A 25,444-nucleotide genomic window follows, 5' to 3' on the forward strand; every position below is an offset into this window, starting at 1 on the left:
CGCAGTCGGCCCCCGCCGGGCAACCGGCGGGGGCCGACCAGTCTGGATCTGGTGATCTTTGTTTGTTTGTGATGGTGACGAACGTCGGAACCTGTGCTTTGATGTGTTTGGTTCTGTTTGATGGGTGGGATGGGGAGTCCGGCGTGAAGAAGACCTCGACCCGGCTGGCCGACGGTCGTGAGCTGATCTACTACGACCTGCGCGACGACACGGTGCGCGACGCGGTGGACAAGCGACCCCTGGAGCGCACCGTCACCACGTCGGAGGTACGCCGGGACCCGCTGCTCGGCGACTCGGTCGCGATCGCCTCGCACCGGCAGGGCCGCATCTACCACCCCCCGGCGAACGAATGCCCGCTCTGCCCCTCCGAGGGCGACCGGCTCAGCGAGATCCCGGACTCGTCGTACGACGCCGTGGTGTTCGAGAACCGCTTCCCGTCCCTGGCCGGTGACTCCGGCCGCTGCGAGGTCGTCTGCTTCACCTCGGACCACAACGCCTCCTTCGCCGACCTCACCGACGAACAGGCCCGTCTCGTCCTGGACGCGTGGACCGACCGCACGGCGGAGCTGTCGCATCTCCCCTCCGTCGAGCAGGTGTTCTGCTTCGAGAACCGCGGCGCCGAGATAGGCGTGACCCTGGGCCACCCGCACGGGCAGATCTACGGCTACCCCTTCACCACACCCCGCACCGCGCTGATGCTGCGCTCCCTCGCGGCCCACAAGGACGCCACCGGCGGCGAGAACCTCTTCGACGCCGTCCTGCGGAGCGAACTGGCCGGCGACCGGATGGTCCTGGAGACCGAGCACTGGGCCGCCTTCGTGCCGTACGCGGCGCACTGGCCGTACGAGGTCCACCTGTACCCCAAGCGCCGCGTGCCCGACCTGCTCGCGCTCGACGAGGACGCCCGCACAGAATTCCCCCAGGTCTATCTGGAACTCTTGAGGCGCTTCGACCGGATCTTCGGCGAGGGTGAGCCTCCGACCCCGTACATCGCGGCCTGGCACCAGGCCCCGTTCGGCACGCTGGAGGAGTTCGAGGGCGTCCAGCGCGAGGACTTCGCGCTCCACCTCGAGCTTTTCACCATCCGCCGCACCTCCGGCAAGCTGAAGTTCCTCGCGGGTTCCGAATCCGGCATGAACGTGTTCATCAACGACGTGCCGCCGGAGCGCGCGGCCGAGCGACTGCGAGAGGTAGCGAGTTCATGAGCGGCAAGTACCTGGTCACCGGTGGCGCGGGCTATGTCGGCAGCGTGGTCGCCCAGCATCTGCTGGAGGCGGGCCACGAGGTCGTCGTCCTCGACAACCTCTCGACCGGCTTCCGCGAGGGCGTGCCCGCCGGCGCGTCCTTCATCGAGGGCGACATCCGCGACGCCGCCAAGTGGCTCGACGCGACGTTCGACGCCGTGCTGCACTTCGCCGCGTTCTCGCAGGTCGGCGAGTCCGTGGTGAAGCCCGAGAAGTACTGGGACAACAACGTCGGCGGCACCATGGCCCTGCTCGCCGCGATGCGCGAGGCCGGTGTGCGCAAGCTGGTCTTCTCCTCCACGGCCGCCACCTACGGCGAGCCGGAGACCACCCCGATCGTCGAGTCCGCGCCCACCAGGCCGACCAACCCCTACGGCGCCTCCAAGCTGGCCGTCGACCACATGATCACCGGCGAGGCCGCCGCCCACGGCCTGGGCGCCGTCTCGCTGCGCTACTTCAACGTGGCCGGCGCCTACGGCACCTGCGGCGAGCGCCACGAGCCCGAGTCGCACCTCATCCCGCTGGTGCTCCAGGTCGCCCAGGGCCGCCGGGACGCGATCTCCGTCTTCGGCGACGACTACCCGACCCCCGACGGCACCTGCATCCGCGACTACATCCACGTCGCCGACCTCGCCGACGCCCACCTGCTGGCGCTGGACGCCGCACGGCCCGGCGAGCACCTCATCTGTAACCTCGGCAACGGCAACGGCTTCTCGGTGCGCGAGGTGATCGAGACCGTCCGGCAGGTCACCGGCCACCCGATCCCCGAGGTCGTCGCCCCGCGCCGCGCCGGCGACCCGGCGACCCTGGTCGCCTCCGCCGACACGGCCCGCGCCCGCCTCGGCTGGAACCCCTCCCGAGCGGACCTCGCCGGGATCGTCGCGGACGCCTGGCGGTTCGCGCAGGCGCACGCCGAGTAGGCAGGCGCACGCCCCGTAGGCAGGCGCACGCCGAACGGGGCGGAGACGCCCCGATGGGCGCCCAGTAGTGTGCCGGCCCGGCCCGTTTCACACGGTCGAGCCGGTTCGTCGGTCGAGTACGGAAAGGTCAGGGTCAGGGGATGAGCGAGGCTGTCGTCGTCGCCGAGCGGTTCGAGGAGCTGTACGGGGCGGAGCCGGAGGGGGTGTGGGCCGCGCCGGGCCGGGTGAACCTCATCGGCGAGCACACCGACTACAACGACGGCTTCGTCATGCCCTTCGCCCTCCCGCACACCACGATCGCGGCGGTGTCCCGGCGCACGGACGGCCTGCTGCGCCTGCACTCCGACGACATCGAGGGCGGCGTGGCCGAACTGTCCCTCGACGCGCTGACCCCGGGCGCCGACCGCGCCTGGACGGCGTACCCGTCGGGTGTCGTCTGGGCCCTGCGCGAGGCCGGCCACACGGCCGTCACCGGCGCCGACATCCACCTCACCTCGACGGTCCCCACGGGCGCGGGCCTGTCCTCCTCGGCGGCCCTCGAAGTGGTCGTCGCCCTCGCCCTCAACGACCTCTACGCCCTCGGTCTCAAGGGCTGGCAGCTGGCCCGCCTGTGCCAGCGCGCGGAGAACGTCTACGTCGGCGCCCCGACCGGGATCATGGACCAGACGGCCTCCGCCTGCTGCGAGAGCGGCCACGCCCTGTTCCTCGACACCCGGGACCTCTCCCAGCGGCAGATCCCCTTCGACCTGGCCGCCGAGGGCATGCGGCTGCTCGTCGTGGACACCCAGGTCAAGCACTCCCACAGCGAGGGCGAGTACGGCAAGCGCCGCGCCGGCTGCGAGAAGGGCGCCGCCCTGCTCGGCGTCGACGCGCTGCGGGACGTCGCCTACGACGAGCTGGACGCGGCCCTGAGCCGCCTCGGCGACGAGGAGGAGGTCCGCCGCCTGGTCCGCCACGTGGTGACGGAGGACCAGCGCGTCGAACGCGTGGTCTCCCTGCTGGAGTCGGGCGAGACCCGGGCGATCGGGCCCGTCCTCGTCGAGGGCCACGCCTCGCTGCGCGACGACTTCCGCATCTCCTGCCCCGAACTGGACCTCGTCGTCGACACCGCGCTGGGCGCGGGCGCCCTCGGTGCCCGGATGACCGGCGGCGGCTTCGGCGGCTCCGCGATCGTCCTGGTCGAGGAGAGCGACGCGGACGCGGTCACCAAGTCGGTCGAGGATGCCTTCGCCGCCGCCGGTTTCACCGCCCCCCGGGTCTTCGCGGCGGTGCCGTCGGCGGGCGCCCGACGGCTCTCCTGACCTCAGCCGATCCTTTTCGTCAGCGTGTACTCGGTGATCCCCGGCGGATAGTCGGGGATCACGCACACCACCTCGTAGCCGAGCCGCTTGTAGAAATCCGGGGCCTGGAAGTCCCAGGTCTCCAGGCGGACGGACCGGCAGGCCCGGTCGCGGACGGCGATCCGTTCGGCCGTCGCCAGCAGCCGCGAGCCGAGGCCCTCGCCGCGGTGGCGCTCGTCGACCCACAGATAGGTGACGTGCAGCCAGGTGGCCCAGGTGTGGCCGACCAGTCCGCCGGCGACCTCGCCCGCCTCGTCCAGGGCCCACACCTGGAGCGGGGACTCCCGTTCACCGGGGGTGCCGCGCAGCTCACGGAGGACCGGCGAGGCGGCGGTGTTACTCGCGCGCAGCCGGGAAAGCAGTAATTGGCTTCGTTCTCTGTCGACTTCTGTCTCGATACGAAACATGTGGCCCACCATAAACGTGCCGGACAAACAGTTCTGCAAATTACCTTCCGCTCCTGCTCCCCGGCCGTACTCTGATGAACAGCGCCGGTGGGGGCCGGTGCTGATCAGGGGGCGAGACAGTCGGGTACGACGCCCGGAGTGGGGGTAGCGGTTCAGCACGGCGGCGGCCGTGCGGCTGCGACGCCCCGTCCCAGGTGTTCACCGGGGCACGCTTCGGGCGCCGTACTCGCGCCGGTCGTCCCCCGACCAGTGGGGGTTTCTGTGGTGCGCATCCGAGTACTGGTCGTCGACGACCACCGTATCTTCGCCGAGTCGCTCGCCGCGGCCCTGGCCGCCGAGCCGGACGTCGACGTGTCCGCGGCGGGCAGCGGCCCCGCCGCTCTGCGCTGCCTGGACCGCGCGGCGGCCGAGGGACGCAGGTTCGACGTGCTCCTGGTCGACGCCGACCTGGGAGCCCATGCCCCGGGCGCCCGCCCGGCCGCCGTGCCCGTGGCCGTCTCGGACGGTGGCGAGGACGGGCTGGTGGACGGGATATCGCTGGTCGCGGGTGTGCGTTCGGGCCAGCCGAGCGTACGGACGGTCGTCCTCGCCGAGAAGGACGATCCGCGCCGGGCCGCGCTGGCCCTCCAGGCGGGCGCGTCCGGGTGGGTCGCCAAGGACTGCTCGCTGTCCCGGCTGCTCACGGTCATCCGGGGCGTGCTGCGGGACGAGACGCATCTGCCGCCCGCGCTGCTCACGGGTGTCCTGCGGGAGTTGACCGCCGCGCGCAAGCACCGCACGGAGAGCGAGCGGCTCGTCGAGTCCCTCACCCCGCGTGAGCGGGAGGTGCTGCGGTGCATGGTGGCGGGGCTGGGGCGCAAGGCCGTCGCCGAGCGCCTGTTCCTCTCCCCGCACACCGTCCGCACCCATATGCAGAACGTCCTCGGCAAGCTGGGCGTCCACTCCACGCTCGCCGCCGTCGCGCTCGCGCGCCGGGCGGGGGTCGGACCGGTGGACCTAGCCGGGGATGTTGTCGAACGGGGCGGTCAACTGGCGTAGCAGGCCCGCCAGGTCGCCCCGCTGGGTGCGGGACAGCTCGGCCAGGATCGCCCGTTCCTGGTCGAGGAGCCCGGCGAGCGCCTGGTCGGCGCGGTCCCGGCCCTCGTCCGTGAGCCGGACGAGCACGCCCCGGCGGTCACTGGGGTCGGGCAGCCGCTCGACCAGGCCCTTCTTCGTCAGCCGGTCGATGCGGTTCGTCATCGTGCCCGAGGTCACCAGCGTCTGCGTCAGCAGCTGGCCCGGCGAGAGCTGATACGGGTCCCCCGCACGCCTCAGCGCGGTCAGCACGTCGAACTCCCACGGCTCCAGCTGGTGCTCGGCGAACGCCAGCCTGCGCGCGCGGTCCAGGTGCCGGGCGAGTCTGCTCACCCGGCTGAGTACTTCCAGCGGCTCCACGTCGAGGTCGGGGCGCTCCCGGCGCCACGCTGCGACCAGCCGATCGACCTCGTCCTCCATGACGATCAGTGTAGTGGTTGTGTCGACGTGAAGTCTCTTGAGATCGAGAGAGTTAGGAGCAAGTCTCTTGACTTCGAGATAATCGCCCGTGAGAGTGAGGACGGAGCGACACGGATCCACGAGGAGGTACCCCCATGCCCGCGACCAGCCCCACCTGGGACCCCCAGCAGTACCTGCGGCACGCCGGCCACCGCGCCCGCGCCTTCGTCGACCTGCTCGCCCACGTCCCCGACCCGCCCGCCGCGCACCCGCGCGTCGCCGACCTCGGCTGCGGCCCCGGCAACGTCACCCGCCTCCTCGCCGACCGCTGGCCCACCGCGCACATCACCGGGTACGACAACTCGCCCGAGATGCTCGACCGGGCCCACGTCGACCACGAGGGACCCACCCCGGGCGGCGGCAGCATCGACTTCACCCCGGCCGACGTCCGTACCTGGGTGCCCGGGGAGCCGTACGACCTGATCGTCAGCAATGCCACGTTCCAGTGGGTGCCGGGGCACCTCGACCGCTTCCCCGCCTGGGTCGACGCCCTCGCCCCCGGTGGCACCCTCGCCTTCCAGGTCCCCGGCAACTTCGACTCGCCCAGCCATCGCCTCATGCGCGAACTCGCCCACTCCGCCCGCTGGAAGGACCGGCTCGGCGACACGCTCCGCCACGAGGACGCGGTCCACACCCCGGCCGGCTACCTCGCCGCCCTCGCCGACCTGGGCTGCGAGGCCGACGCCTGGGAGACGACGTACGTCCACCTCCTCCAGGGCGAGGACCCGGTGCTCGACTGGGTGAGGGGTACGGGACTGCGGCCGGTCCTCACCGAACTGGGCGCGGACGCCGAGCCGTTCGTCGCCGAGTACCGGGCGGCCCTCCGCGCGGCCTACCCGGCCACCGCCCACGGCACCCCGTTCCCGTTCCGCCGCATCTTCGCCGTCGCCCGCAAGCCGGAGGGGGCCTGAGTTTCCAGGGCGGTGGGGCCGGGCGCGCTGCCCGAAGTCGATGTTGTGCAGAATATTGACGGCGGGTAGACAGGCGCCTACCTTCGCGGTGTTCCCTCCCTCTTCCCCCCTCGCTCCAGGGAGAACCGCATGCCCCCGTCCCCCCTCCCCACCTCCGCCGAACAGCCCGGACCGCCCGAACAGGCCCTGCGCGCCAAGCAGTTGCGCCGCGTCGCGCTGTCCGGGCTGCTCGGTACGGCCGTCGAGTTCTACGACTTCCTCGTCTACGGCACCGTCGCCGCGCTCGTCTTCGGCGAACTGTTCTTCCCGGGCGCCGACCCGGCCGTCGGCACGATCGCCGCGTTCGGCACGTTCGCCGCCGGATACGTGGCCCGCCCCCTCGGCGGCATCGTCTTCGGGCACTACGGCGACCGGCTCGGCCGCAAGTCCATGCTGCTGCTGACCATGGGCCTGATGGGCGGCGCCAGCTTCCTCATCGGCCTGCTGCCCACCTACGACACGATCGGCGTCTGGGCCCCCGTCCTCCTGATCACCCTGCGCGTCCTCCAGGGCATCGCCATCGGCGGCGAATGGGGCGGGGCCACCCTGATGGTCGTCGAACACGCCGGCGAGAAGCGGCGCGGACTGTGGTCCAGCTTCACGCAGATGGGAGCCCCGCTCGGCTCCCTGCTCTCCTCGCTCGTCGTGACCTTCGTCGTCGCCATGCCCCGCGACGAGTTCACCGCGTGGGGCTGGCGTGTGCCGTTCCTGCTCAGCGTCGTCCTGCTCGGCGTCGGCCTCTTCGTCCGGCTGAAGGTCGTCGAGAGCCCGCTCTTCGCCCAGGTGAAGAAGGACCGGACCGAGGCGCGGCTGCCGATCGTGGACGTGCTGCGCCGGCCGCGGGCGCTGGTGCTGGCCGCGTGTGTCGGCATCGGCGCGTTCACGGCCCAGTCGCTGCTGACCAGCTACCTGATCGCGTACGCCACCGGGATCGGTTACCCCCGGCCGCAGGTCCTCACCGCGCTCACCGTCTCCGCGTCCGTCGCCCTGGTCGTGCTGCCGTGCGCGTCGGCGCTCTCCGACCGGGTCGGCCGCCGGCCCGTCGTCCTCGCCGGGGCCGTCGCCTCCGTCGCGCTCGCCTTCCCCGTGCTCGCGCTGGTGGACTCCGGTTCGCCCGGACTGCTGATCCTCGCGGTCGTCCTCGGCCACGGGTTCGCCCAGTCCGTGATGTACGGGCCGCTGGGGGCGCTGCTCACCGAGATGTTCGGGACGAAGGTGCGCTACACGGGGGCGTCCCTCGGGTACCAGCTCGCCACCCTGATCGGTGCCGGGTTCTCGCCGATGATCGCGGGGAGTCTGGTGGCGGCCGACGGGGGGTCCAGCACGCCGATCTCGCTGCTGATCTGCGGGGGTGCGGCGATCACCGCCGCGACCGTGTGGTTCGTCCGCGAGACCCACCGGGATTCACTGGGCGAGGTGTCCCTCCGGGAGGGGGCGGCGAGGGAAGAGGTGGCTTCGTAGGGGGATGCGGCGGGCCGCGGCCGGGTTCGGGGCGGGGGGGGTGCGGGTGTTCGGGTGCGGGTCCGGTGGGGGTTCTCGCGCAGTTCCCCGCGCCCCCTGCGGGGCGGTTCTGTTGGGCGGTGGTGGATTGCTTGCCGGCGGGGGAAGTCGCCTGAACCGGCCCGCGCAGCCCCCGTACCCTTACCGCTGTGGAGGACGCGATCCTGGAAGTCGATGTCGTCGGTGCGCAGTTGCGGCCGCAGTCGTTGGTGCTGTCCTTCTTCGGTAATCACGTGCTCGACCTGGAGGAAGGCGACCTCGGGGTGTACTCGGGGAGCATCATCGACGTGCTGGGGCGGGTCGGCACCGGAGAGCAGGCCGTTCGGTCCACGCTGACGCGGATGGTGAACCGGGGGCTGCTGCGGCGGCAGCGGGAGGGCCGGAGGATGTTCTTCGGGCTCACCCCGCACGCGGGGGACATCCTGCGCGACGGCGGACAGCGCATCTGGCGCGACGGCGCCGTGAACGAGGACTGGGACGGCACCTGGACCCTCCTCGGCTTCTCCCTCCCCGAGTCCTGGCAGCGCCAGCGGCACGATCTGCGCTCCCGGCTCACCTGGTCCGGATTCGGCGCCCTCTACAGCGGCCTGTGGATCGCGCCGGGCCGGGTGGACGTGCGGGGAATCGTCTCCGAGCTGGGTCTGGACGCGCATGTGAAGGTGTTCCACGCGCAGGCCGACGCGTTCACCGACGTCGGCCTGATGATCCGCGAGAGCTGGGACCTGGAGGGACTGGCCGCGCGCTACGTCGCCTTCGACAAGCGGTGGACCACCGCCGATCTCACCGCCGCCGACCCGATCGCCACCCGGCTGCGGCTCGTCGCCGAATGGCTGCGTGTCATCCGCACCGACCCGCGCCTTCCCGTGCGGCATCTGCCCGCCGAATGGCCCGCGCGACAGGCCCAGGACACGTTCCGGCGTATCGCCGCGCACACCGCGGAGCCGGCCGCACGGATGGCGGCGGACGTACTGGAGACGACTCCGCTGCGGCCCGCCCCGCTCGAAAACCAGTAGCACGCACATCAGTCGGTGACGTCGCGGCCGATAATTCCGGCGCGCGCGTGGCCGAGATTATTCTGAGTTCCTGTTTCTGGTGAACATAATCTCGGCCCACTTTTCCTTCCCCCTCCCATCCGCCTGACCTGGCCGGCAGGGGAGCCTGCCGTGACCAGGCGAATCCGTGACCAGGCGAATCCGGGGCCATGAGGATCCGTCGAGCCGCCCGGCGCGTTCCGGCGGGAATCGGGACGTTCGCCGCATAGGCTTTTCGCCGTCCGGCGGGAATTTCACCGTATGACGCGCTTTCGGGGCGTCCGGTCGATTTCCGCTGCGTCCGTTCGTTCATTCATGCATTCACCCGTTCATTCGCTCACCCGTTCACTCATTCCTCGTTCTATCGCTCATTCGTCGATCGCCGACCATGTGACAGCCGTGCCCGCGCGCATTCCCTGACCGACCGGCGCGATGCCGCCCGCGCCCGGGCGGTTTCCAGGGGAACCACATATGAAGATCGCTTTTCTGATCAACAACGCCTTCGGTATCGGTGGCACCATCCGCTCGACGGCCAACCTCTCGGCCGCGTTCGCCGACCGGCACGACGTCGAGGTCGTCAGCGTCCACCGCTCCCGCGCCGAACCGGCCCTCACGTTCGATCCGCGCGTCCGGCTGACCTCGCTGATCGACCTGCGGGAGGGAACCGCCGGCTACGAGGGCGACCACCCGCTCACCGAACGGCCCGGCACGATGTTCCCGTACAGCGGGGCCACCGGGAACCTGCCCTACACCGGGCTCCAGGACGCACGCATCGGCGGCTTCCTCGCCCGCACCGAGGCCGACGTGGTCATCGCCACCCGTCCGGACCTCAACGGCTACCTCGCCCGCGACGGCCGTCGCCGCTACCTCCGCGTCGGCCAGGAGCACCTGAGCCTCGACCAGTACCGCGAACCGCTGCGCACCGACCAGACGAAGGCCATCGCCGGTCTGGACGCCTACGTCACCGTCTCCGAGGCCGACGCCGCCCAGTACCGTGCCGCGCTGCCCCACGTCGGCACCACCATCGTGTGCGTGCCCAACGGCGTCCGGGCCGGCGCCGTCGAACGCTCCACCCTCGACTCCCGGGTCATCGTCGCCGCCGGCCGGCTCATCCCCATCAAGCGGTACGACCGGCTGGTGAACGCCTTCGCCAAGGTGGCCGCCGACCACCCCGGCTGGACCCTGCGCATCTACGGACGCGGCCCGCAGAAGGAGAACCTGCGCGAGCAGATCGACCGGCTCGGGCTGCACGACCGGGTCTTCCTCATGGGGGCGGTCTCACCGATCGAGACCGAGTGGGCCAAGGGCGCCGTCGCCGCCGTCTCCTCCGACATGGAGTCCTTCGGCATGACCATCGTCGAGGCCATGCACTGCGGGGTGCCGGTCGTCGCCACCGACTGCCCGCACGGCCCCGGCGAGATCATCACCGACGGCCGGGACGGCATCCTCGTCCCGCTCGACGGGGACGTCGACGCCTACGCCGACGCCCTGAACCGTGTCGTCACCGACGAGGCCCTGCGCGAACGGCTCGGCAAGGAGGCGCTCACCAAGGCCGGGACGTACGCGCCCGCCGCCGTCGCCCGCCGCTACGAGGACCTCTTCGAGGAACTGGCCGGCGCCCGGAGCCGCCGCCGGGACGGCGCCGCCCGCCTCGGACGGCTCGCCGTGAGGGCCGCCCGGGCGCTCCGTTCGCGCCGCGTGCGGGACACACCCGCCGCCGGAACCGGGGGGAGCGCCGCCACCCCGTCCGCGCACGCCCGCGCCACCGGCGACGGCGGTCTCGTCGTCCTGCTGGACCCCGCGGAGCTGCCGGCCGGGCCGCTCGACTTCGTCGCCCGGCTCCGCCGCGACCCCGGCGAACGGCAGATCGGCGTGCCGGTCCTGCCGGGCGCCGACGCGCCGGACACCGTGCTGCGGGCGGTCCTCCGCCCCACCGAGCACACCCTCGCCGAGGGCCGCTGGGACTGTTACGTCGTGCCGCGCGGCACGGCCAAGCGGCTGCGGCTGACCGCGCGGCTGGTCGAGCAGGCCGCGCTCGTCGGGCGCCCGCCGCGCGCCGGCCGGGACGGCGTGGGGGCGTGGATCCCCTACCCGACCGCCGACGGGTTCCTCGCGCTGCGGACATGGCTGCGGCCCGCCCACGCGGAGATCGACACCGTCGAGGTCGGCGAGGAGTCGGTGACCGTCACCGCGACGCTGTACGGGGACGCCGACGCCGTGCGGGAGGGGGCCGAGGTCCGGGCCGTCTCCCGGACCGACACCGCGTACGACTTCACCGTCGTCGCCCGTGCCGTCGGGGAGCGGGTGGTGCGGTTCACCGTTCCGTACGGCGAGATCATGGCCCGGCGCGCGGTCGAGCACGATCTGTGGGACCTGACGGTGGCGGGAGTGCCGGTGGGGCGGATCGGCGGGGACGTGGTGGAGCGGCGCAAGACCGATCTGGTGCCGGGGCGGGTGCTCGTGCACGCGGGGCGGGGGTGGACCCGGGTGCGGCCGTACTTCACGGTCCGCAACGAGCTGGCGCTCAGTGCGCGGGATGTGGGCGAGGGCGCCTGACGGCTCGGGGGTGCGGTTCCGTCGGCGGGTGCGGGTGCGTGGGGCTTCTCGCGCAGTTCCCCGCGCCCCTGAGAAGCAGGGGCTGCGCCCCGTGCTTCTCAGGCCCGCAGGGGCCTGATGCTTTTAGGGGCGCGGGGAACTGCGCGAGAAGCCCCACCGGGCCCGCACCCGACAACGCACCCCCGCTCAGCTCTTGCGGTGTCCGATCAGCCGCGGCTTCTGGTTGAGGCCGTCCAGGCCGTGCCACGCCAGGTTCACCAGGTGCGCGGCCACCTCCGCCTTCTTCGGGCGCCGGACGTCCAGCCACCACTGCCCCGTCAGGGCGACCATGCCCACCAGCGCCTGCGCGTACAGCGGCGCGAGCTTCGGGTCGAAGCCGCGGCTCTTGAACTCGCGGCCGAGGATGTCCTCCACCTGCGTGGCGATGTCGGAGATCAGGGACGCGAAGGACCCCGTCGACTGCGGGATGGGGGAGTCACGGACCAGGATGCGGAAGCCGTCCGTGTACTCCTCGATGAAGTCCAGGAGCGCGAAGGCGGCCTGCTCCAGCAGCTCGCGGGGGTGACCGGCCGTCAGGGAGCTGGTCACCATGTCCAGCAGACGGCTCATCTCACGGTCCACCACCACCGCGTACAGGCCCTCCTTGCCGCCGAAGTGCTCGTACACCACCGGCTTGGACACCCCGGCCTTCGCCGCGATCTCCTCCACCGACGTCGCCTCGAAGCCCTTCGCGGCGAACAGGGCCCGCCCGACCTCCAGCAACTGTGCCCGGCGCTCGGCGCCCGTCATCCGGGTGCGGCGCACACGCCGCGGCTTCTCGTTGCTCGGGGTGCTGCTGGAGTCGGTCGCCACGGCGTCAATCATGCCGCCTCGGCGGCCGCCGTCCGGTGCTCGGAGCCGTCCTCACCCGTCTTGCGCCTGGAATCGATACGCGAGCGTGACGGCCAGCGGACGTCGTACGCCCACCCGAACACCTCGAACCAGCGGATCAGCCGCGCGGAGGAGTCCAGCTGGCCGCGCTCCACGCCGTGCCGGGCGGAGGTGGGATCGGCGTGGTGCAGGTTGTGCCAGGACTCGCCGCAGGACAGGACCGCCAGCCACCACACGTTGCCCGAGCGGTCGCGGGACTTGAAGGGGCGCTTGCCGACCGCGTGGCAGATCGAGTTGATCGACCAGGTCACGTGATGCAGCAGCGCCACCCGGACGAGCGAGCCCCAGAAGAACGCCGTGAACGCGCCCCACCAGGACATCGTCACCAGACCGCCGATCAGCGGCGGCAGCGCGAGGGAGAGCATCGTCCAGTAGATGAACTGACGGGAGATCGCCCGGAGCGCCGGGTCCTTGATCAGATCCGGTGCGTACTTCTCCTGCGGGGTCTGCTCCTCGTCGAACATCCAGCCGATGTGCGCCCACCACAGGCCCTTCAGCAGCGCCGGGAGCGTCTCGCCGAAACGCCACGGCGAATGCGGGTCGCCCTCGGCGTCGGAGAACTTGTGGTGCTTGCGGTGGTCGGCCACCCAGCGGACCAGCGGGCCCTCGACGGCCATCGACCCGGCGATCGCCAGCGCGATCTTCAGCGGGCGTCTGGCCTTGAACGAGCCGTGCGTGAAGTGCCGGTGGAAGCCGATCGTGATGCCGTGGCAGCCCAGGTAGTAGAAGAACACCAGCAGACCGAGGTCCAGCCAGCTCACGCCCCCGAAGTTCCAGGCCAGCGGTACCGCCGCGACGACCGCGAGGAACGGGACGATGATGAACAGGAGCAGCGTGATCTGCTCGATCGAACGCTTCTGCTCGCCGCCCAGCGTGGCCGACGGCGCGGGCGAGCCGGCCGCCGCGGAGCCTGGCGAACCATGTGCGTTCGGCGCGTCTTCGATCACATCGGACCTTGTGCTCATGGGCGTCCCCTGGGGGGTCGAGGGTGGAGAGTGGGGGGAAGTGCCTGCGGCGACAGCGTGCGAGGGCCACCTGACGGCATTCCCTACGGTTCCGTAACCTACGGCATCGTAAGTATGGCAGCGCGGTGCCGGGCGGCAAGAGTCCACCTCTCTGCGCGTCCAGGTGTGGCGGACGGGCTCGCTGGACAGGTGGCACTCAGTGCCGCAAAAGTGGCACCCGTCTCCGGAGGCGCCCGCACGGACGCCTATCCTGGACGCGGTCGGACAGCGCGGTCCGCTCCGCATCCCGCCCGCACGCCGGGGCCCGCGAGGCCGCCGCCCACCGGGCCCCCGCCCGGGTTCCCCTCCGGACGAGCTTCAACACTGCAAGGAGCCGCACCTGTGAGCAGTGCCGACGACCAGACCACCACGGTCAGCAGCGAACTGCGCGCCGACATCCGGCGCCTGGGCGACCTGCTGGGCGAGACCCTCGTACGCCAGGAGGGCCCCGACCTTCTCGACCTGGTCGAGCGCGTCCGCCGCCTGACCCGCGAGGACGGCGAAGCCGCCGCCGACCTGCTGCGCGGCACCGAGCTGGAGACCGCCGCCAAGCTCGTCCGCGCCTTCTCCACCTACTTCCACCTGGCCAACGTCACCGAACAGGTGCACCGCGGCCGCGAGCTGAGGGCACGCCGTGCCGCCGAGGGCGGCCTGCTCGCCCGAACGGCCGACCGCCTGAAGGACGCCGACCCCGAACACGTACGCGAAACGGTCGGGAACCTCAACGTCCGCCCCGTCTTCACCGCCCACCCCACCGAAGCGGCACGCCGGTCGGTCCTCAACAAGCTCCGGCGCATCGCCGCGCTGCTGGAGACCCCCGTCATCGACTCCGACCGCCGCCGCCACGACACCCGACTGGCCGAGAACATCGACCTCGTCTGGCAGACCGACGAACTGCGCGTCGTACGCCCCGAGCCCGCCGACGAGGCCCGCAACGCCATCTACTACCTGGACGAACTGCACGCCGGCGCGGTCGGCGACGTCCTGGAGGACCTGACGGCCGAGCTGGAGCGGGTCGGCGTCACCATCCCCGACGCCACCCGTCCCCTCACCTTCGGCACCTGGATCGGCGGCGACCGCGACGGAAACCCCAACGTCACCCCCCAGGTGACCTGGGACGTCCTCATCCTCCAGCACGAACACGGCATCAACGACGCCCTCGAACTCATCGACGAACTGCGCGGCTTCCTCTCCAACTCCATCCGCTACACCGGAGCCACCGAGGACCTGCTGACCTCCCTCCGGGCCGACCTCGAAGCCCTCCCCGAGATCAGCCCCCGCTACAAGCGCCTCAACGCCGAGGAGCCCTACCGCCTCAAGGCCACCTGCATCCGGCAGAAGCTGGAGAACACCAAGCAGCGCCTGGCCAAGGGCATCCCGCACGAGGACGGCCGCGACTACCTCGGCACCGCCGAACTCCTGCGCGACCTCACCCTCATCCAGACCTCGCTGCGCGAACACCGCGGCGGCCTCTTCGCCGACGGCCGGATGAACCGCACCATCCGCACCCTGGCCGCCTTCGGCCTCCAGCTCGCCACCATGGACGTCCGCGAGCACGCCGACGCCCACCACCACGCCCTCGGCCAGCTCTTCGACCGGCTCGGCGAGGAGTCCTGGCGCTACGAGGACATGCCCCGCGAGTACCGCCACAAGCTCCTCGCCCGTGAGCTGCGGTCGAGGAGGCCGCTGGCCCCCACCCCCGCGCCGCTGGACGCCGCCGGCGCCAAGACCCTCGGCGTCTTCGAGACCGTCAAGAAGGCGCTCGCCGTCTTCGGCCCCGAGGTCATCGAGTCGTACATCATCTCCATGTGCCAGGGCGCCGACGACGTCTTCGCCGCCACCGTCCTCGCCCGCGAGGCCGGTCTCATCGACCTGCACGCCGGCTGGGCCAGGATCGGCATCGTCCCGCTCCTGGAGACCACCGACGAGCTCAAGGCCGCCGACACGATCCTCGAAGAGATGCTCGCCGACCCCTCCTACCGACGGCTCGTCGCCCTGCGCGGCGACGTCCAGGAGGTCATGCTCGGCTACTCCGACTCGTCGAAGTTCGGCGGCATCACCACCTCGCAGTGGGAGATCCACCGCGCCCAGCGCCGCCTGCGCGACGTCGCCCACCGCTACGGCGTACGCCTGCGTCTCTTCCACGGCCGCGGCGGCACCGTCGGCCGCGGCGGCGGCCCCTCGCACGACGCGATCCTCGCGCAGCCGTGGGGCACGCTGGAGGGCGAGATCAAGGTGACCGAGCAGGGCGAGGTCATCTCCGACAAGTACCTCGTGCCGTCCCTGGCCCGGGAGAACCTCGAACTCACGGTCGCGGCGACCCTGCAGGCATCCGCGCTGCACACCTCCCCCCGCCAGTCGGTCGAGGCCCTCGCCCGCTGGGACGCGGCCATGGACCTGGTCAGCGACGCCGCCCACGCGGCCTACCGCCGGCTGGTCGAGGACCCCGACCTGCCGACGTACTTCCTCGCCTCGACACCGGTCGACCAGCTCGCCGACCTGCACCTGGGCTCACGGCCCTCCCGCCGCCCCGGCTCGGGTGTCTCCCTCGACGGTCTGCGCGCCATCCCCTGGGTGTTCGGCTGGACCCAGTCCCGGCAGATCGTGCCCGGCTGGTTCGGTGTCGGCTCCGGCCTGAAGGCACTGCGCGAGGCCGGCCTGGACACCGTGCTCGACGAGATGCACGAGCAGTGGCACTTCTTCCGCAACTTCCTCTCCAACGTCGAGATGACGCTGGCCAAGACGGACCTGCGGATCGCCCAGCACTACGTCGACACCCTCGTCCCCGACGAGCTCAAGCACGTCTTCGACACCATCCGGACCGAACACGAGCTGACCGTCCGCGAGGTGCTGCGCGTCACCGGCGAGGAGAAGCTGCTCGACGCCAACCCCGTCCTGCAGCAGACCTTCTCCATCCGTGACGCCTACCTCGACCCGATCTCGTATCTCCAGGTCGCCCTGCTCAAGCGTCAGCGGGACGCTGCCGCCGCGGAGGAGGAGGCGGATCCGTTGCTGGCGCGGGCGCTGCTGCTCACGGTCAACGGTGTCGCCGCGGGGTTGCGCAACACGGGCTGACTTCGGCGGATTCGTTCGCGGCGGGCGGCCCGGTGGGGGCCGTTCGCGCAGTTCCCCGCGCCCCTGAAAAGCAGGGGCTGCGCCCTGTGCTTTTCAGGCCCGCAGGGGCCTGGGCCTTTAGGGGCGCGGGGAACTGCGCGAGAAGCCCCACCGGGCCGTCAGCCGCTATCGAACCGTCCGCCCCGCGCCGCAGGCTCAGAGCGCCACCCACGCCGCCGTGATCAGCGCGAACCCCAGCCCGCCCAGCACCCACGCCGACCGCACCATCCGCAGCCCCCCGGCCACCACCACCGCCGCCAACAACAGCGCCCCACCCAACGGCACCCACGCGTGCAGCAGACCCGCCGGACCCGTCCGCACCACGTCACTGCTGCCCGGCTTCACCACGACGGTGTACGTCTCACCCGTCTCCACCGCCACCGACCGCTCGATGTCGACCCGGCCCCGGGCCCGCGACCCCGCCGACACCGGCTCGTACGGACCCCAGCAGGTCTCACCGACGCACCGGGACACCGTCATCGTGCCCTGCTCGCGCCCCTTGCTGAGCATCACGTGCTGCGCGCAGTCCCAGGAGCCCCACACCCCGGCGATCAGCAGCACCACCGCGATCACCCCGGTCGCCGCCAGCCGCCCGTACCGCAGCGCGACCGACGTACCACCGCCGCCCGCGCGCCGACGGCGCGGCGAACGGTGAGCGGGTGCTTTGGTGGCGGGCATGGCGGGGATCATTGGCCATGCCCCTGCGGTCGGTCAACTCCCCCAGGTCGGCGCCCACGAGCGCACGAATCGGGACTTGTCCGGATCGGCTCAGGAGTTGTACGTCCCCTGCGCCCGCTCCAGCCCCTCGATCACCAGGCACTCCACCGCGTCCGCCGCCCGGTCCACGAAATAGTCCAACTCCTTGCGCTCCGCGGCGGAAAAGTCCTTCAGCACGAAGTCCGCGACCTGCATCCGGCCCGGCGGACGACCGATCCCGAACCGCACCCGGTGATAGTCGGAGCCCATCGCCTTCGTCATCGACTTCAGCCCGTTGTGACCGTTGTCACCACCACCGAGCTTCAGCCGCAGCACACCGTAGTCGATGTCCAACTCGTCATGAATCGCCACGATGTTCGCCACCGGCACCTTGTAGAAGTCCCGCAGAGCCGTCACCGGCCCGCCCGAGAGATTCATGAACGACATCGGCTTCGCCAGGATCACCCGGCGGTTCGCCGGCCCCGGCGGCCCGATCCGCCCCTCCACGACCTGCGCCTGCGCCTTCCCGGCCCGCTTGAACCTCCCCCCGATCCGCTCGGCCAGCAGATCGGCCACCATGAACCCCACGTTGTGCCGGTTCGCCGCGTACTCGGGCCCGGGATTGCCGAGCCCGGCGACGAGCCAGGGGGCACTCGGATCGGTCGTCACGTGCATGTCTCCTTGGTACGCGGGCGGATACGCGCCAGCCGCCGCCCCCCGGAGGGAAGCAGCGGCTGACGAACCGATGACGGAGCGAGGGCTCAGGCCTCCGCGGCCTCGTCACCCTCGGCGGACTCCTCCGAGGGCTCCTCGGCCTGCGCGGCCAGCACCTGCAGCACCACGGCGTCGGCGTCGACGGCCAGGGTGACACCCTTCGGCAGGGTGATGTCCTTCGCGAGGACGGACGCGCCGGCCTCCAGGCCCTCCACGGAGACCGTGACCGACTCGGGGATGTGCGTGGCCTCGGCCTCGACCGGCAGCGCGTTCAGGACGTGCTCCAGCAGGTTGCCACCCGCCGCCAGCTCACCCTCGGCGTGCACGGGGATCTCGACGGTGACCTTCTCGCCCTTCTTCACGAGCAGCAGGTCGACGTGCTCCAGGAAACCCTTGATCGGGTCGCGCTGCACGGACTTCGGGATCGCCAGCTCGCTGGTCTTGCCGTCGATGTCCAGGGAGATCAGGACGTTCGGCGTACGCAGCGCGAGCAGCAGCTCGTGGCCCGGAAGGGTCAGGTGCAGCGGGTCGGAACCGTGACCGTACAGAACACCGGGAACCTTGGCGTCGCGACGGATACGGCGGGCGGCGCCCTTGCCGAACTCGGTACGGGTCGACGCGGCGAGCTTGACCTCGGACATGATCACTCCTCGTAGAACGGGGGAAAGGTGGTCACCCGGCCAAACCATCGGCCTGCTACGAAGAGCGCGTCGATAACGGACCGCCGTACACACGGGTACGGCCTCCCTCGCCGAGCAACTGCAGCAGTCTACTCGGAAAGGAAGGCCGTACCCAAAACGATCTCCGGCGAACGCCGGTGACCCCTACTGCTCGTCGAAGAGGCTCGTCACCGAACCGTCCTCGAACACCTCACGCACCGCGCTCGCGATCGTCGGCGCGATCGACAGCACCGTGATCTTGTCCAGCTCCAACTCGTTCGGCGTCGGCAGCGAGTTGGTGAACACGAACTCGCTCACCTTCGAGTTCTTCAGCCGATCCGCCGCCGGACCCGACAGCACACCGTGCGTCGCCGTCACGATGACGTCCTCCGCACCGTGCGCGAACAGCGCGTCCGCGGCCGCGCAGATCGTGCCACCGGTGTCGATCATGTCGTCCACCAGGACACACACCCGGCCCTTGACCTCACCCACGACCTCGTGGACGGTCACCTGGTTCGCCACGTCCTTGTCACGCCGCTTGTGCACGATCGCCAGCGGCGCGCCCAGCCGGTCGCACCAGCGGTCCGCCACCCGCACACGGCCCGCGTCCGGCGACACCACCGTCAGCTTGTCCCGGTCCACCTTCGCGCCCACGTAGTCCGCCAGCAGCGGAAGCGCGAACAGGTGATCGACCGGACCGTCGAAGAAGCCCTGGATCTGGTCCGTGTGCAGGTCGACCGCGAGAATCCGGTCCGCACCCGCCGTCTTCATCAGATCCGCGATCAGACGCGCCGAGATCGGTTCACGCCCACGGTGCTTCTTGTCCTGCCGCGCGTAACCGTAGAACGGCACGATCACGGTGATCGAACGGGCCGACGCACGCTTCAGCGCGTCGATCATGATCAGCTGCTCCATGACCCACTTGTTGATCGGAGCCGTGTGGCTCTGGATCAGGAAGCAGTCCGCACCACGCGCCGACTCCTGGTAGCGGACGTAGATCTCGCCGTTCGCGAAGTCGAAGGCCTTCGTCGGGACGACCCCGACACCCAGCTGCTGGGCGATCTCCTCGGCAAGCTCGGGGTGGGCGCGGCCGGAGAAGAACATCATCTTCTTCTCGCCGGTCGTCTTGATCCCGGTCACAGCACTGTCTCCTCAGAGGTTCTCAGCCAGGCATGCGGAAGCCGCTCACTCAGCTGGGGTGCGGGTGTGCACTTATCACGGTACGACGTCCTTGGCGCACCTGTTTCCGGTCAGCTTGCGCTTTCGTCTTCCCGGGCGGCCGCCTCGGCGGCCTTCGCCGCCGCGCTCCCCGGACGCTTACGAGCCACCCAACCCTCGATATTCCGCTGCTGGCCACGGGCCACGGCCAGCGAACCGGGCGGCACATCCTTCGTGATCACGGACCCCGCGGCGGTGTACGCGCCGTCCCCGACCGTGACAGGCGCCACAAACATGTTGTCCGAACCCGTCTTGCAGTGCGACCCGACGGTCGTGTGGTGCTTGCTCTCGCCGTCGTAGTTCACGAACACACTCGCCGCACCGATGTTCGAGTACTCGCCGATCGTGGCATCACCGACATACGACAGATGCGGGATCTTCGTCCCCTCGCCGACCGTCGCGTTCTTCGTCTCGACGTACGTACCGAGCTTCGACTTCGGACCCAGACGCGTACCCGGGCGCATGTACGCGAACGGCCCCACGCTCGCCTGCGGCCCGACCTCCGCACCGTCCGCCACGGTGTTGTCCACCCGCGCGCCGGCCCCCACCCGCGTGTCCTTCAGCCGCGTGTTCGGCCCCACCTCCGCGCCCTCGCCCAGATGCGTGGCACCCAGCAACTGGGTCCCCGGGTGGACCAGCGCGTCCTGCTCGAACGTCACGGTGACGTCGACCCAGGTGGTGGCGGGGTCGATCACGGTCACCCCGGCGAGCATGGCCTCGGTCAGCAGCCGGTCGTTCAGGATCCGCCGCGCCTCGGAGAGCTGCACACGGTTGTTGATCCCGGCGATCTCACGGTGGTCCCCGGCGACCGAGGCACCCACCCGGTGCCCGGCCTCCCGCAGGATCCCCAGCACGTCCGTGAGGTACTCCTCACCCTGGCTGTTGTCGGTCCTGACCTTCCCCAGGGCGTCCGCGAGGAGCTGCCCGTCGAACGCGAAGACCCCGGAGTTGATCTCACGGATCGCGCGCTGCGACTCGGTGGCGTCCTTGTGCTCCACGATCGCGGTCACGGCACCGGAGGCACCGTCGCGCACGATCCGGCCGTAGCCGGTGGCGTCCGGGACCTCGGCGGTCAGCACGGTCACCGCGTTGCCGTCGGCCGTGTGCGTGGCGGCCAGGGCGCGCAGCGTCGCGCCCGTGAGCAGGGGAGTGTCACCGCAGACGACGACCACGGTCCCGTCCACGACCCCGCCCAGCTCCTCCAGGCCCATCCGCACCGCGTGGCCCGTGCCGTTCTGCTCCGCCTGCACCGCCGTCCGTACGCCGGGGTCGGCCTCGGCGAGATGCGCGGTGACCTTCTCGCGGGCGTGCCCCACGACGACGACCAGGTGCTCCGGCTCCAGCTCCCGCGCGGCGGCGAGGACGTGACCGACCAGCGAACGGCCACAGATGCTGTGCAGAACCTTCGGTGTGGCCGACTTCATACGGGTGCCCTCACCCGCTGCGAGGACGACGACGGCTGCCGGGCGGGTTGCGCTCACGGGGATGCCCTTCGGCTGTGGATGGGGAGGGGGTTGTCATCCGCAGGATACCGGGGCGTTGAGAGGGGGAAATGGGAGCGGGCCCTGACCCGTGGTGCTTGGGGTCAGGACCCGAACTGAGGTCTTGTGTGCTGTGGGCTCCCGGAGAAGGATTCGAACCCTCATTCAACGGACCAAAACCGTTTGTCCTACCCTTAGACGATCCGGGATAGTTTAACCGCTATGTCCGATTTCCTAGATCGGAAGCGATGCCGCCCCCCACTATGCCGTACCAAGCGCCCTCCATGCGACGGTATAGGTCGGCGCTGCGGAGCACGTAGATGCTCAGGCAGCCTCGATAGGCCTCTGTGGTGTTCTTCCGCTTCGTCTTCGGGTTGTGCTTCTTGAGGGTGGCCTTCTGTAGTGCGGAGGGATTCACGCCGACTAGTTCGGCCCAGAATGCTTCGGCGTCCGTCACGTCGGCCGACTCGTGGATGCTCACGCGGAAGCGCAGTCGGTCACGCTCCACGCCGAGTGCATCGAGCCAGCGTAGGAAGAAGCGGATGACGTTCGGGTCGCTGTTGATGAAGGCCAGCCTCTCTCGTCGGCTGTACGACTTGTCCTTGGCGCCTTCCGCCCAGTAAAGGGCGACGCCCGCCAGGAAGACCTCTCGTTCGGACAGCTCGCCGATCGCGTGCATGGCTGTGGCTTTTGTCAGTCGGCGCTCCTCTTCGCGGCGCTGCAGTGTGGCCTCCCAGCCTCTTCTCGCGATGGCCGACGCTTCCTCGGCGCTGCGCGTGCGCTCCGGCTTCGGCAGGTCCCGTACCCAGAGCGAGATCGAGCTCTTCGAGCAGCCCAGCTCGACCTGGATCTGGTCGTACGTCCAGCCCTGGAGGCGTAGCTCTCTGGCCCTGGCTCGGAGGTCGTCCTTCGCGTTCGGACGCTTCGTCCATTCCGGCGGCGGTTCGCCTTCCAGGAGGCGGTTGAGGAGGTCGTTGTTGTCGACGTGGAGTCGGTCGCGGATCTGGCGGCGGCTGAGGCCTTCGCGGCGCAGGGTCAGCGCCTGGTCCCGTAGTCCCTCGAAGTCGGCGTACTTGCCGTGTGGATGTGCCATGGGCATACCGTCCGGGTGGAATGAGGGGTTCCGGGGTCGAACGACGGGCGATTCAGCAGTTCGAGGGAAAGCGGGTGGTTTCGCTTCTGTTCGAAGGTGGGGCGTGGTGTGGGGCGGTACGGGAAACTCGCCGGAAAAGCCGTGGCGCTCGAACGTAGGCTTGGGCCATGACCACGACGGGGGAAGACCACACCGCGGCCGGGACGGGGGACGGGGCCGGGCCGTGGTGGTGGGAGCGGCGTCGGGGGGCGTTCCTCGACGGTGGGCTGGCGCTGGTGTCGGCGGTCGAGTGCGCGGTGGAGGGTGTGACGTTCGCGCGGAACGCCGGGCTGCCGGAGGCGGTGGGGGTCGCGTTCGGGGCGCTCGCCGGGTCCGTGCTGCTGGTGCGACGGATGTGGCCCGTCGCGGTCGTGCTGGTGTTCATCGCCGTGGCGCCCGCCCAGATGGGCTATCTGATGGGGCTCGTGGGGCTCTACACGCTGGCGGCGTCGGAGGCGCCGCGGCGGATCATCGGGGCGTTGTCGGGGATGGCGTTCGCCGGTGTGTTCATCGTGTGGTTCGTGCAGGCGACCCAGAGTGATCTGCGGGGGGACGGGGCCGTCGGGGGCGGGGAGGCGTTCGCGCCGTTCCTGGCGTCGACGATGGCGATCGGGCTGACGGCGCCGCCGGTGCTGCTGGGGCTGTACGTGGGGGCGCGCCGGCGGTTGATGGAGAGCCTGCGGGAGCGGGCGGATTCGCTGGAGCGGGAGTTGCAGCTGCTCGCGGAGCGGGCGGAGGAGCGGGCGGAGTGGGCCCGGGGTGAGGAGCGGACCCGGATCGCGCGGGAGATGCACGACGTGGTGGCGCACCGGGTGTCGTTGATGGTGGTGCACGCGGCGGCGTTGCAGGCGGTGGCGCGGAAGGATCCGGAGAAGGCCGTGCGGAACGCGGCGCTCGTGGGGGACATGGGGCGGCAGGCGTTGACCGAGTTGCGGGAGATGCTCGGGGTGCTGCGGTCGGGTGAGGGGTTCTCGTCGATGGCGCGGGTGGAGCCGGCGTCGGCGCCGGTGCCGTTGGCGGCGGTGGGGGCGGCTGCCGCGGCCGCGGCCTCGCGGGCGGAGGACGAGGCCGGTGAGGGGCCGTGTCTGGCCGAGCTGGAGGCGTTGGTGGGGCAGTCGGCGGCGGCGGGGATGGTGGTCGAGCTGTCGGTGGAGGGGGAGGTGCGGGTGTACGCGGCGGAGGTGGAGCAGACGGCGTACCGGGTGGTGCAGGAGGCGCTGACGAATGTGCACAAGCATGCGGCGGGGGCGAAGACGCATGTGCGGTTGGCGCATCGGGCGGCGGAGATAGCGATGCAGGTGGAGAACGGGGCGCCGCCGGTGCCGGGTGCGGCGGGGGCGGCGCGGTTGCCGAGCGGGGGGAACGGGTTGCTCGGGATGAAGGAGCGGGTGGCGGAGCTGGGGGGTGTCTTCGTGTCGGGGCCCACGGACGCCGGGGGGTTCCGGGTGTCGGCGGTGATTCCGGCGTCGTAGGGGGCGCGGGGGTGTGGGGGTGCGTGGCGGCTCGTGGTGGCTCGTGGGGGGGCGTTGCGGGTGGTCCGGGGCGGCGCGCCGCGTTCAGTTGGCGGTCAGGCGGGTCGGGTCGGTGCCGGTCAGGAGTGTGGTGAGGGCCGCGTCGATGGTGGGGCCGAGGTACCAGTCGCCGGTGTGGTCGAGGGCGTAGGTGCGGCCCTCGGCGTCGATGGCGACGAGGGAGTGGGTGGCGGTCTCGTGGCCGAGGGGGCAGACCTCGGTGTCGAGGGCGCGGCCGAGGTCCCCGAGGGTGCGGGCCATGTGGAGGCCGTGCAGCGGGTCGAGGTGGAGGTCGGCGGGGGCGAGCCGGCGGCCGGGGCCCTGGGCGGTGAGGCGGAGGCCGCCGAACTCGGCCCATGCCTCGACCGCGGCCGGGAAGACCGCGTGGCGGTGGCCGGCCGGGGAGGTGTGCTCGCGCAGGGTGTCGGCCCAGATCTCGGCCTGCTTTATGTCCCAGCGGCCCGGCAGCCATCCGGCGGTGCGCAGGGCGGCGTCGACGGGGACGGAGAAGCGGGTGGTGGAGGTGCGGTCGGTGTGCATCTGCCCTTTGTTCGTCGGGGGTTCGTCGGTGGTTCACCGATGGTGCTGGGGTGGTGCGTCGGTGGTGCGTGGGTGGTGCGCGTGCGGGCCGGTGAGGGGCCGGGGTTCCGGCGTACCAGGTGGCTCGCGGTCCCGGAGCGGTTTCGTGTGTTCCGACGCGATTTCCGGGGGAGAGGTTCCTGGCCGGGAGGGTGTCCGGTGGGACCGGGCGGGGTGGTCCGGCTCAGTTGTCCTGTGCCGGGTCCACGACGCGGACGCCGAAGTGGGCGCTGAGCGCCGCGCAGGAGCGGCAGGGGGTGGCGAACGCGCCGTGGAGGGGGTCGCCGTCCTCGCGGATGTGGCGGGTGGTGAGTTTGGCCTGCTTGAGGGCCTTGCGGGCCTCGCCGTTGGACATGGGTCTGCGGGCGGCGCGCCTGCTGCGGGCCGCGTCGGCGGCGGTGATGTGGCGGGAGATGAGGATGGCCTCCGCGCAGCGGCCGGTGAAGCGGTCGCGCTGTGCGGTGGCGAGGGAGTCGAGGAACTCCTGGACCAGGGGGTGCAGGGGCGGGGCGTGGTCGCCGCGGGCGGCGGTGCCGGTGAGGGTCTCGCCGCGTACGGAGAGGGCGGCGGCCACGGTGGGCAGGATGCCGTCGCGGCGGTGGAGGAGGGCGGGGGCGTGCGGCTGTTCCGCGGTGCTCCAGCCGATGCGGGGGTCGCCCGAAGGTCCCGCCTGCGTCGCGCTCATGAACGTGATCCCCTCCTGTGCATACCCCGCCAGGGGACACAGAGTGCCAAACGGCGTGGCCCGTGCGGAAGCTGGGGCAGTTCGACACGCCCGGGCTTCGGCGTTCCGTAAGGGTGGTGTGACGGCTGGTCACGGAACCGGAGGCCCGGTGACCGGTGCCGTCGTACCGCATAGGCTGTCGACCACCGCGATCCTTTCGGTCTTGCGATCGAAGGTGGGCGGAACAGGCCGTATCAGGGT

Annotated in this window: 22 protein-coding genes and 1 tRNA gene; 10 read left to right on the plus strand and 13 right to left on the minus strand. The window is 71.1% G+C overall.

All coding sequences use genetic code 11. From position 1 onward, the window contains the following. Positions 1-143: 143 nt before the first annotated feature. The 3 genes from galT (at position 144) to galK (ending at position 3,465) form a co-directional block, all read left to right on the plus strand. Entirely contained in the window at positions 144-1,205 is a 1,062-nt protein-coding gene (galT, locus tag PYR72_RS28715; RefSeq protein WP_275457983.1) for a galactose-1-phosphate uridylyltransferase, read from the plus strand. Beyond that, positions 1,202-2,164 (plus strand): UDP-glucose 4-epimerase GalE, encoded by a 963-nt coding sequence (gene galE / locus PYR72_RS28720; RefSeq protein WP_275457984.1) that lies wholly within the window; start codon positions 1,202-1,204, stop codon positions 2,162-2,164. Before galT ends, galE begins: the two co-directional genes overlap by 4 nt. A gap of 140 nt (positions 2,165-2,304) precedes the next feature. Beyond that, positions 2,305-3,465 (plus strand): galactokinase, encoded by a 1,161-nt coding sequence (gene galK / locus PYR72_RS28725; protein WP_275457985.1) that lies wholly within the window; start codon positions 2,305-2,307, stop codon positions 3,463-3,465. Positions 3,466-3,467: 2 nt separating this feature from the next. Here the strand turns inward: galK and PYR72_RS28730 are convergent, their stop codons facing one another. Further along, positions 3,468-3,911 (minus strand): GNAT family N-acetyltransferase, encoded by a 444-nt coding sequence (locus PYR72_RS28730; protein ID WP_275457986.1) that lies wholly within the window; start codon positions 3,909-3,911, stop codon positions 3,468-3,470. Positions 3,912-4,172: 261 nt separating this feature from the next. On the opposite strand from PYR72_RS28730, the gene PYR72_RS28735 reads away from it, so the two are divergent. Beyond that, complete coding sequence (locus PYR72_RS28735) at positions 4,173-4,949, plus strand: response regulator transcription factor (RefSeq protein ID WP_037724993.1); 777 nt, start codon at positions 4,173-4,175, stop codon at positions 4,947-4,949. Here the strand turns inward: PYR72_RS28735 and PYR72_RS28740 are convergent. Continuing rightward, the gene (locus PYR72_RS28740; RefSeq protein ID WP_059079921.1) at positions 4,908-5,405 is read right to left on the minus strand and encodes a MarR family transcriptional regulator; all 498 of its coding nucleotides are present in this window, start codon (positions 5,403-5,405) and stop codon (positions 4,908-4,910) included. The genes PYR72_RS28735 and PYR72_RS28740 overlap by 42 nt on opposite strands. 134 nt (positions 5,406-5,539) lie before the next feature. On the opposite strand from PYR72_RS28740, the gene PYR72_RS28745 reads away from it, so the two are divergent. The 4 genes from PYR72_RS28745 (at position 5,540) to PYR72_RS28760 (ending at position 11,481) form a co-directional block, all read left to right on the plus strand. Continuing rightward, complete coding sequence (locus tag PYR72_RS28745; protein WP_275457987.1) at positions 5,540-6,355, plus strand: trans-aconitate 2-methyltransferase; 816 nt, start codon at positions 5,540-5,542, stop codon at positions 6,353-6,355. Between the two features lie 129 nt (positions 6,356-6,484). Beyond that, positions 6,485-7,855, plus strand: a complete 1,371-nt coding sequence (locus PYR72_RS28750; RefSeq protein WP_275457988.1) for an MFS transporter — start codon at positions 6,485-6,487, stop codon at positions 7,853-7,855. A 188-nt stretch (positions 7,856-8,043) separates the two neighbouring features. Beyond that, a complete protein-coding gene (locus PYR72_RS28755) occupies positions 8,044-8,907 on the plus strand; it encodes a PaaX family transcriptional regulator C-terminal domain-containing protein (protein ID WP_275457989.1) in 864 nt (287 codons plus the stop codon). Between the two features lie 489 nt (positions 8,908-9,396). Further along, complete coding sequence (locus PYR72_RS28760; protein WP_275457990.1) at positions 9,397-11,481, plus strand: glycosyltransferase family 4 protein; 2,085 nt, start codon at positions 9,397-9,399, stop codon at positions 11,479-11,481. 186 nt (positions 11,482-11,667) lie between these two features. On the opposite strand, the gene PYR72_RS28765 is transcribed toward PYR72_RS28760, so the two are convergent. Both PYR72_RS28765 and PYR72_RS28770 read right to left on the minus strand, forming a co-directional pair. Further along, on the minus strand, positions 11,668-12,345 hold the full coding sequence (locus tag PYR72_RS28765; RefSeq protein WP_037724988.1) for a TetR/AcrR family transcriptional regulator: 678 nt from the start codon (positions 12,343-12,345) through the stop codon (positions 11,668-11,670). Beyond that, positions 12,342-13,376 carry a fatty acid desaturase gene (locus tag PYR72_RS28770; RefSeq protein WP_059079916.1) on the minus strand — a complete coding sequence of 345 codons (1,035 nt, stop codon included), beginning with the start codon at positions 13,374-13,376 and terminating at the stop codon, positions 12,342-12,344. Before PYR72_RS28770 ends, PYR72_RS28765 begins: the two co-directional genes overlap by 4 nt. Before the next feature lie 381 nt (positions 13,377-13,757). On the opposite strand from PYR72_RS28770, the gene ppc reads away from it, so the two are divergent. Beyond that, on the plus strand, positions 13,758-16,490 hold the full coding sequence (gene ppc, locus PYR72_RS28775) for a phosphoenolpyruvate carboxylase (protein ID WP_275457991.1): 2,733 nt from the start codon (positions 13,758-13,760) through the stop codon (positions 16,488-16,490). A gap of 195 nt (positions 16,491-16,685) precedes the next feature. Here ppc and PYR72_RS28780 read toward each other — a convergent pair whose 3' ends face one another. From PYR72_RS28780 to PYR72_RS28810, 7 genes are all read right to left on the minus strand, one after another. Continuing rightward, entirely contained in the window at positions 16,686-17,219 is a 534-nt protein-coding gene (locus PYR72_RS28780; protein WP_275457992.1) for a hypothetical protein, read from the minus strand. Positions 17,220-17,297: 78 nt separating this feature from the next. Next, positions 17,298-17,900, minus strand: coding sequence for an aminoacyl-tRNA hydrolase (pth, locus tag PYR72_RS28785; protein WP_059079913.1), 603 nt, complete (start codon positions 17,898-17,900; stop codon positions 17,298-17,300). A gap of 86 nt (positions 17,901-17,986) precedes the next feature. Continuing rightward, positions 17,987-18,580, minus strand: coding sequence for a 50S ribosomal protein L25/general stress protein Ctc (locus PYR72_RS28790; RefSeq protein ID WP_275457993.1), 594 nt, complete (start codon positions 18,578-18,580; stop codon positions 17,987-17,989). A 183-nt stretch (positions 18,581-18,763) separates the two neighbouring features. Next, positions 18,764-19,738 (minus strand): ribose-phosphate diphosphokinase, encoded by a 975-nt coding sequence (locus PYR72_RS28795; RefSeq protein WP_013003028.1) that lies wholly within the window; start codon positions 19,736-19,738, stop codon positions 18,764-18,766. 110 nt (positions 19,739-19,848) lie between these two features. Beyond that, positions 19,849-21,297, minus strand: coding sequence for a bifunctional UDP-N-acetylglucosamine diphosphorylase/glucosamine-1-phosphate N-acetyltransferase GlmU (gene glmU / locus PYR72_RS28800; RefSeq protein ID WP_275457994.1), 1,449 nt, complete (start codon positions 21,295-21,297; stop codon positions 19,849-19,851). 138 nt (positions 21,298-21,435) lie between these two features. After that, positions 21,436-21,506 (minus strand) — tRNA-Gln (locus PYR72_RS28805). Positions 21,507-21,517: 11 nt separating this feature from the next. Beyond that, positions 21,518-22,390: a hypothetical protein gene (locus PYR72_RS28810; protein WP_275457995.1), complete on the minus strand. Its 873-nt coding sequence runs from the start codon at positions 22,388-22,390 to the stop codon at positions 21,518-21,520. 167 nt (positions 22,391-22,557) lie between these two features. Here PYR72_RS28810 and PYR72_RS28815 point away from each other — a divergent pair, with 167 nt between their 5' ends. Beyond that, positions 22,558-23,901 carry a histidine kinase gene (locus tag PYR72_RS28815; RefSeq protein WP_275457996.1) on the plus strand — a complete coding sequence of 448 codons (1,344 nt, stop codon included), beginning with the start codon at positions 22,558-22,560 and terminating at the stop codon, positions 23,899-23,901. An 84-nt stretch (positions 23,902-23,985) separates the two neighbouring features. Here PYR72_RS28815 and PYR72_RS28820 read toward each other — a convergent pair whose 3' ends face one another. Beyond that, positions 23,986-24,480 carry an SUKH-3 domain-containing protein gene (locus PYR72_RS28820; protein WP_275457997.1) on the minus strand — a complete coding sequence of 165 codons (495 nt, stop codon included), beginning with the start codon at positions 24,478-24,480 and terminating at the stop codon, positions 23,986-23,988. Positions 24,481-24,703: 223 nt separating this feature from the next. Then, on the minus strand, positions 24,704-25,204 hold the full coding sequence (locus PYR72_RS28825; RefSeq protein ID WP_275457998.1) for a YwqJ-related putative deaminase: 501 nt from the start codon (positions 25,202-25,204) through the stop codon (positions 24,704-24,706). Between the last annotated feature and the right edge of the window lie 240 nt (positions 25,205-25,444).

This window comes from Streptomyces sp. VNUA24 (genome assembly GCF_029167005.1).
In the GTDB taxonomy this organism is placed as follows: domain Bacteria; phylum Actinomycetota; class Actinomycetes; order Streptomycetales; family Streptomycetaceae; genus Streptomyces; species Streptomyces scabiei.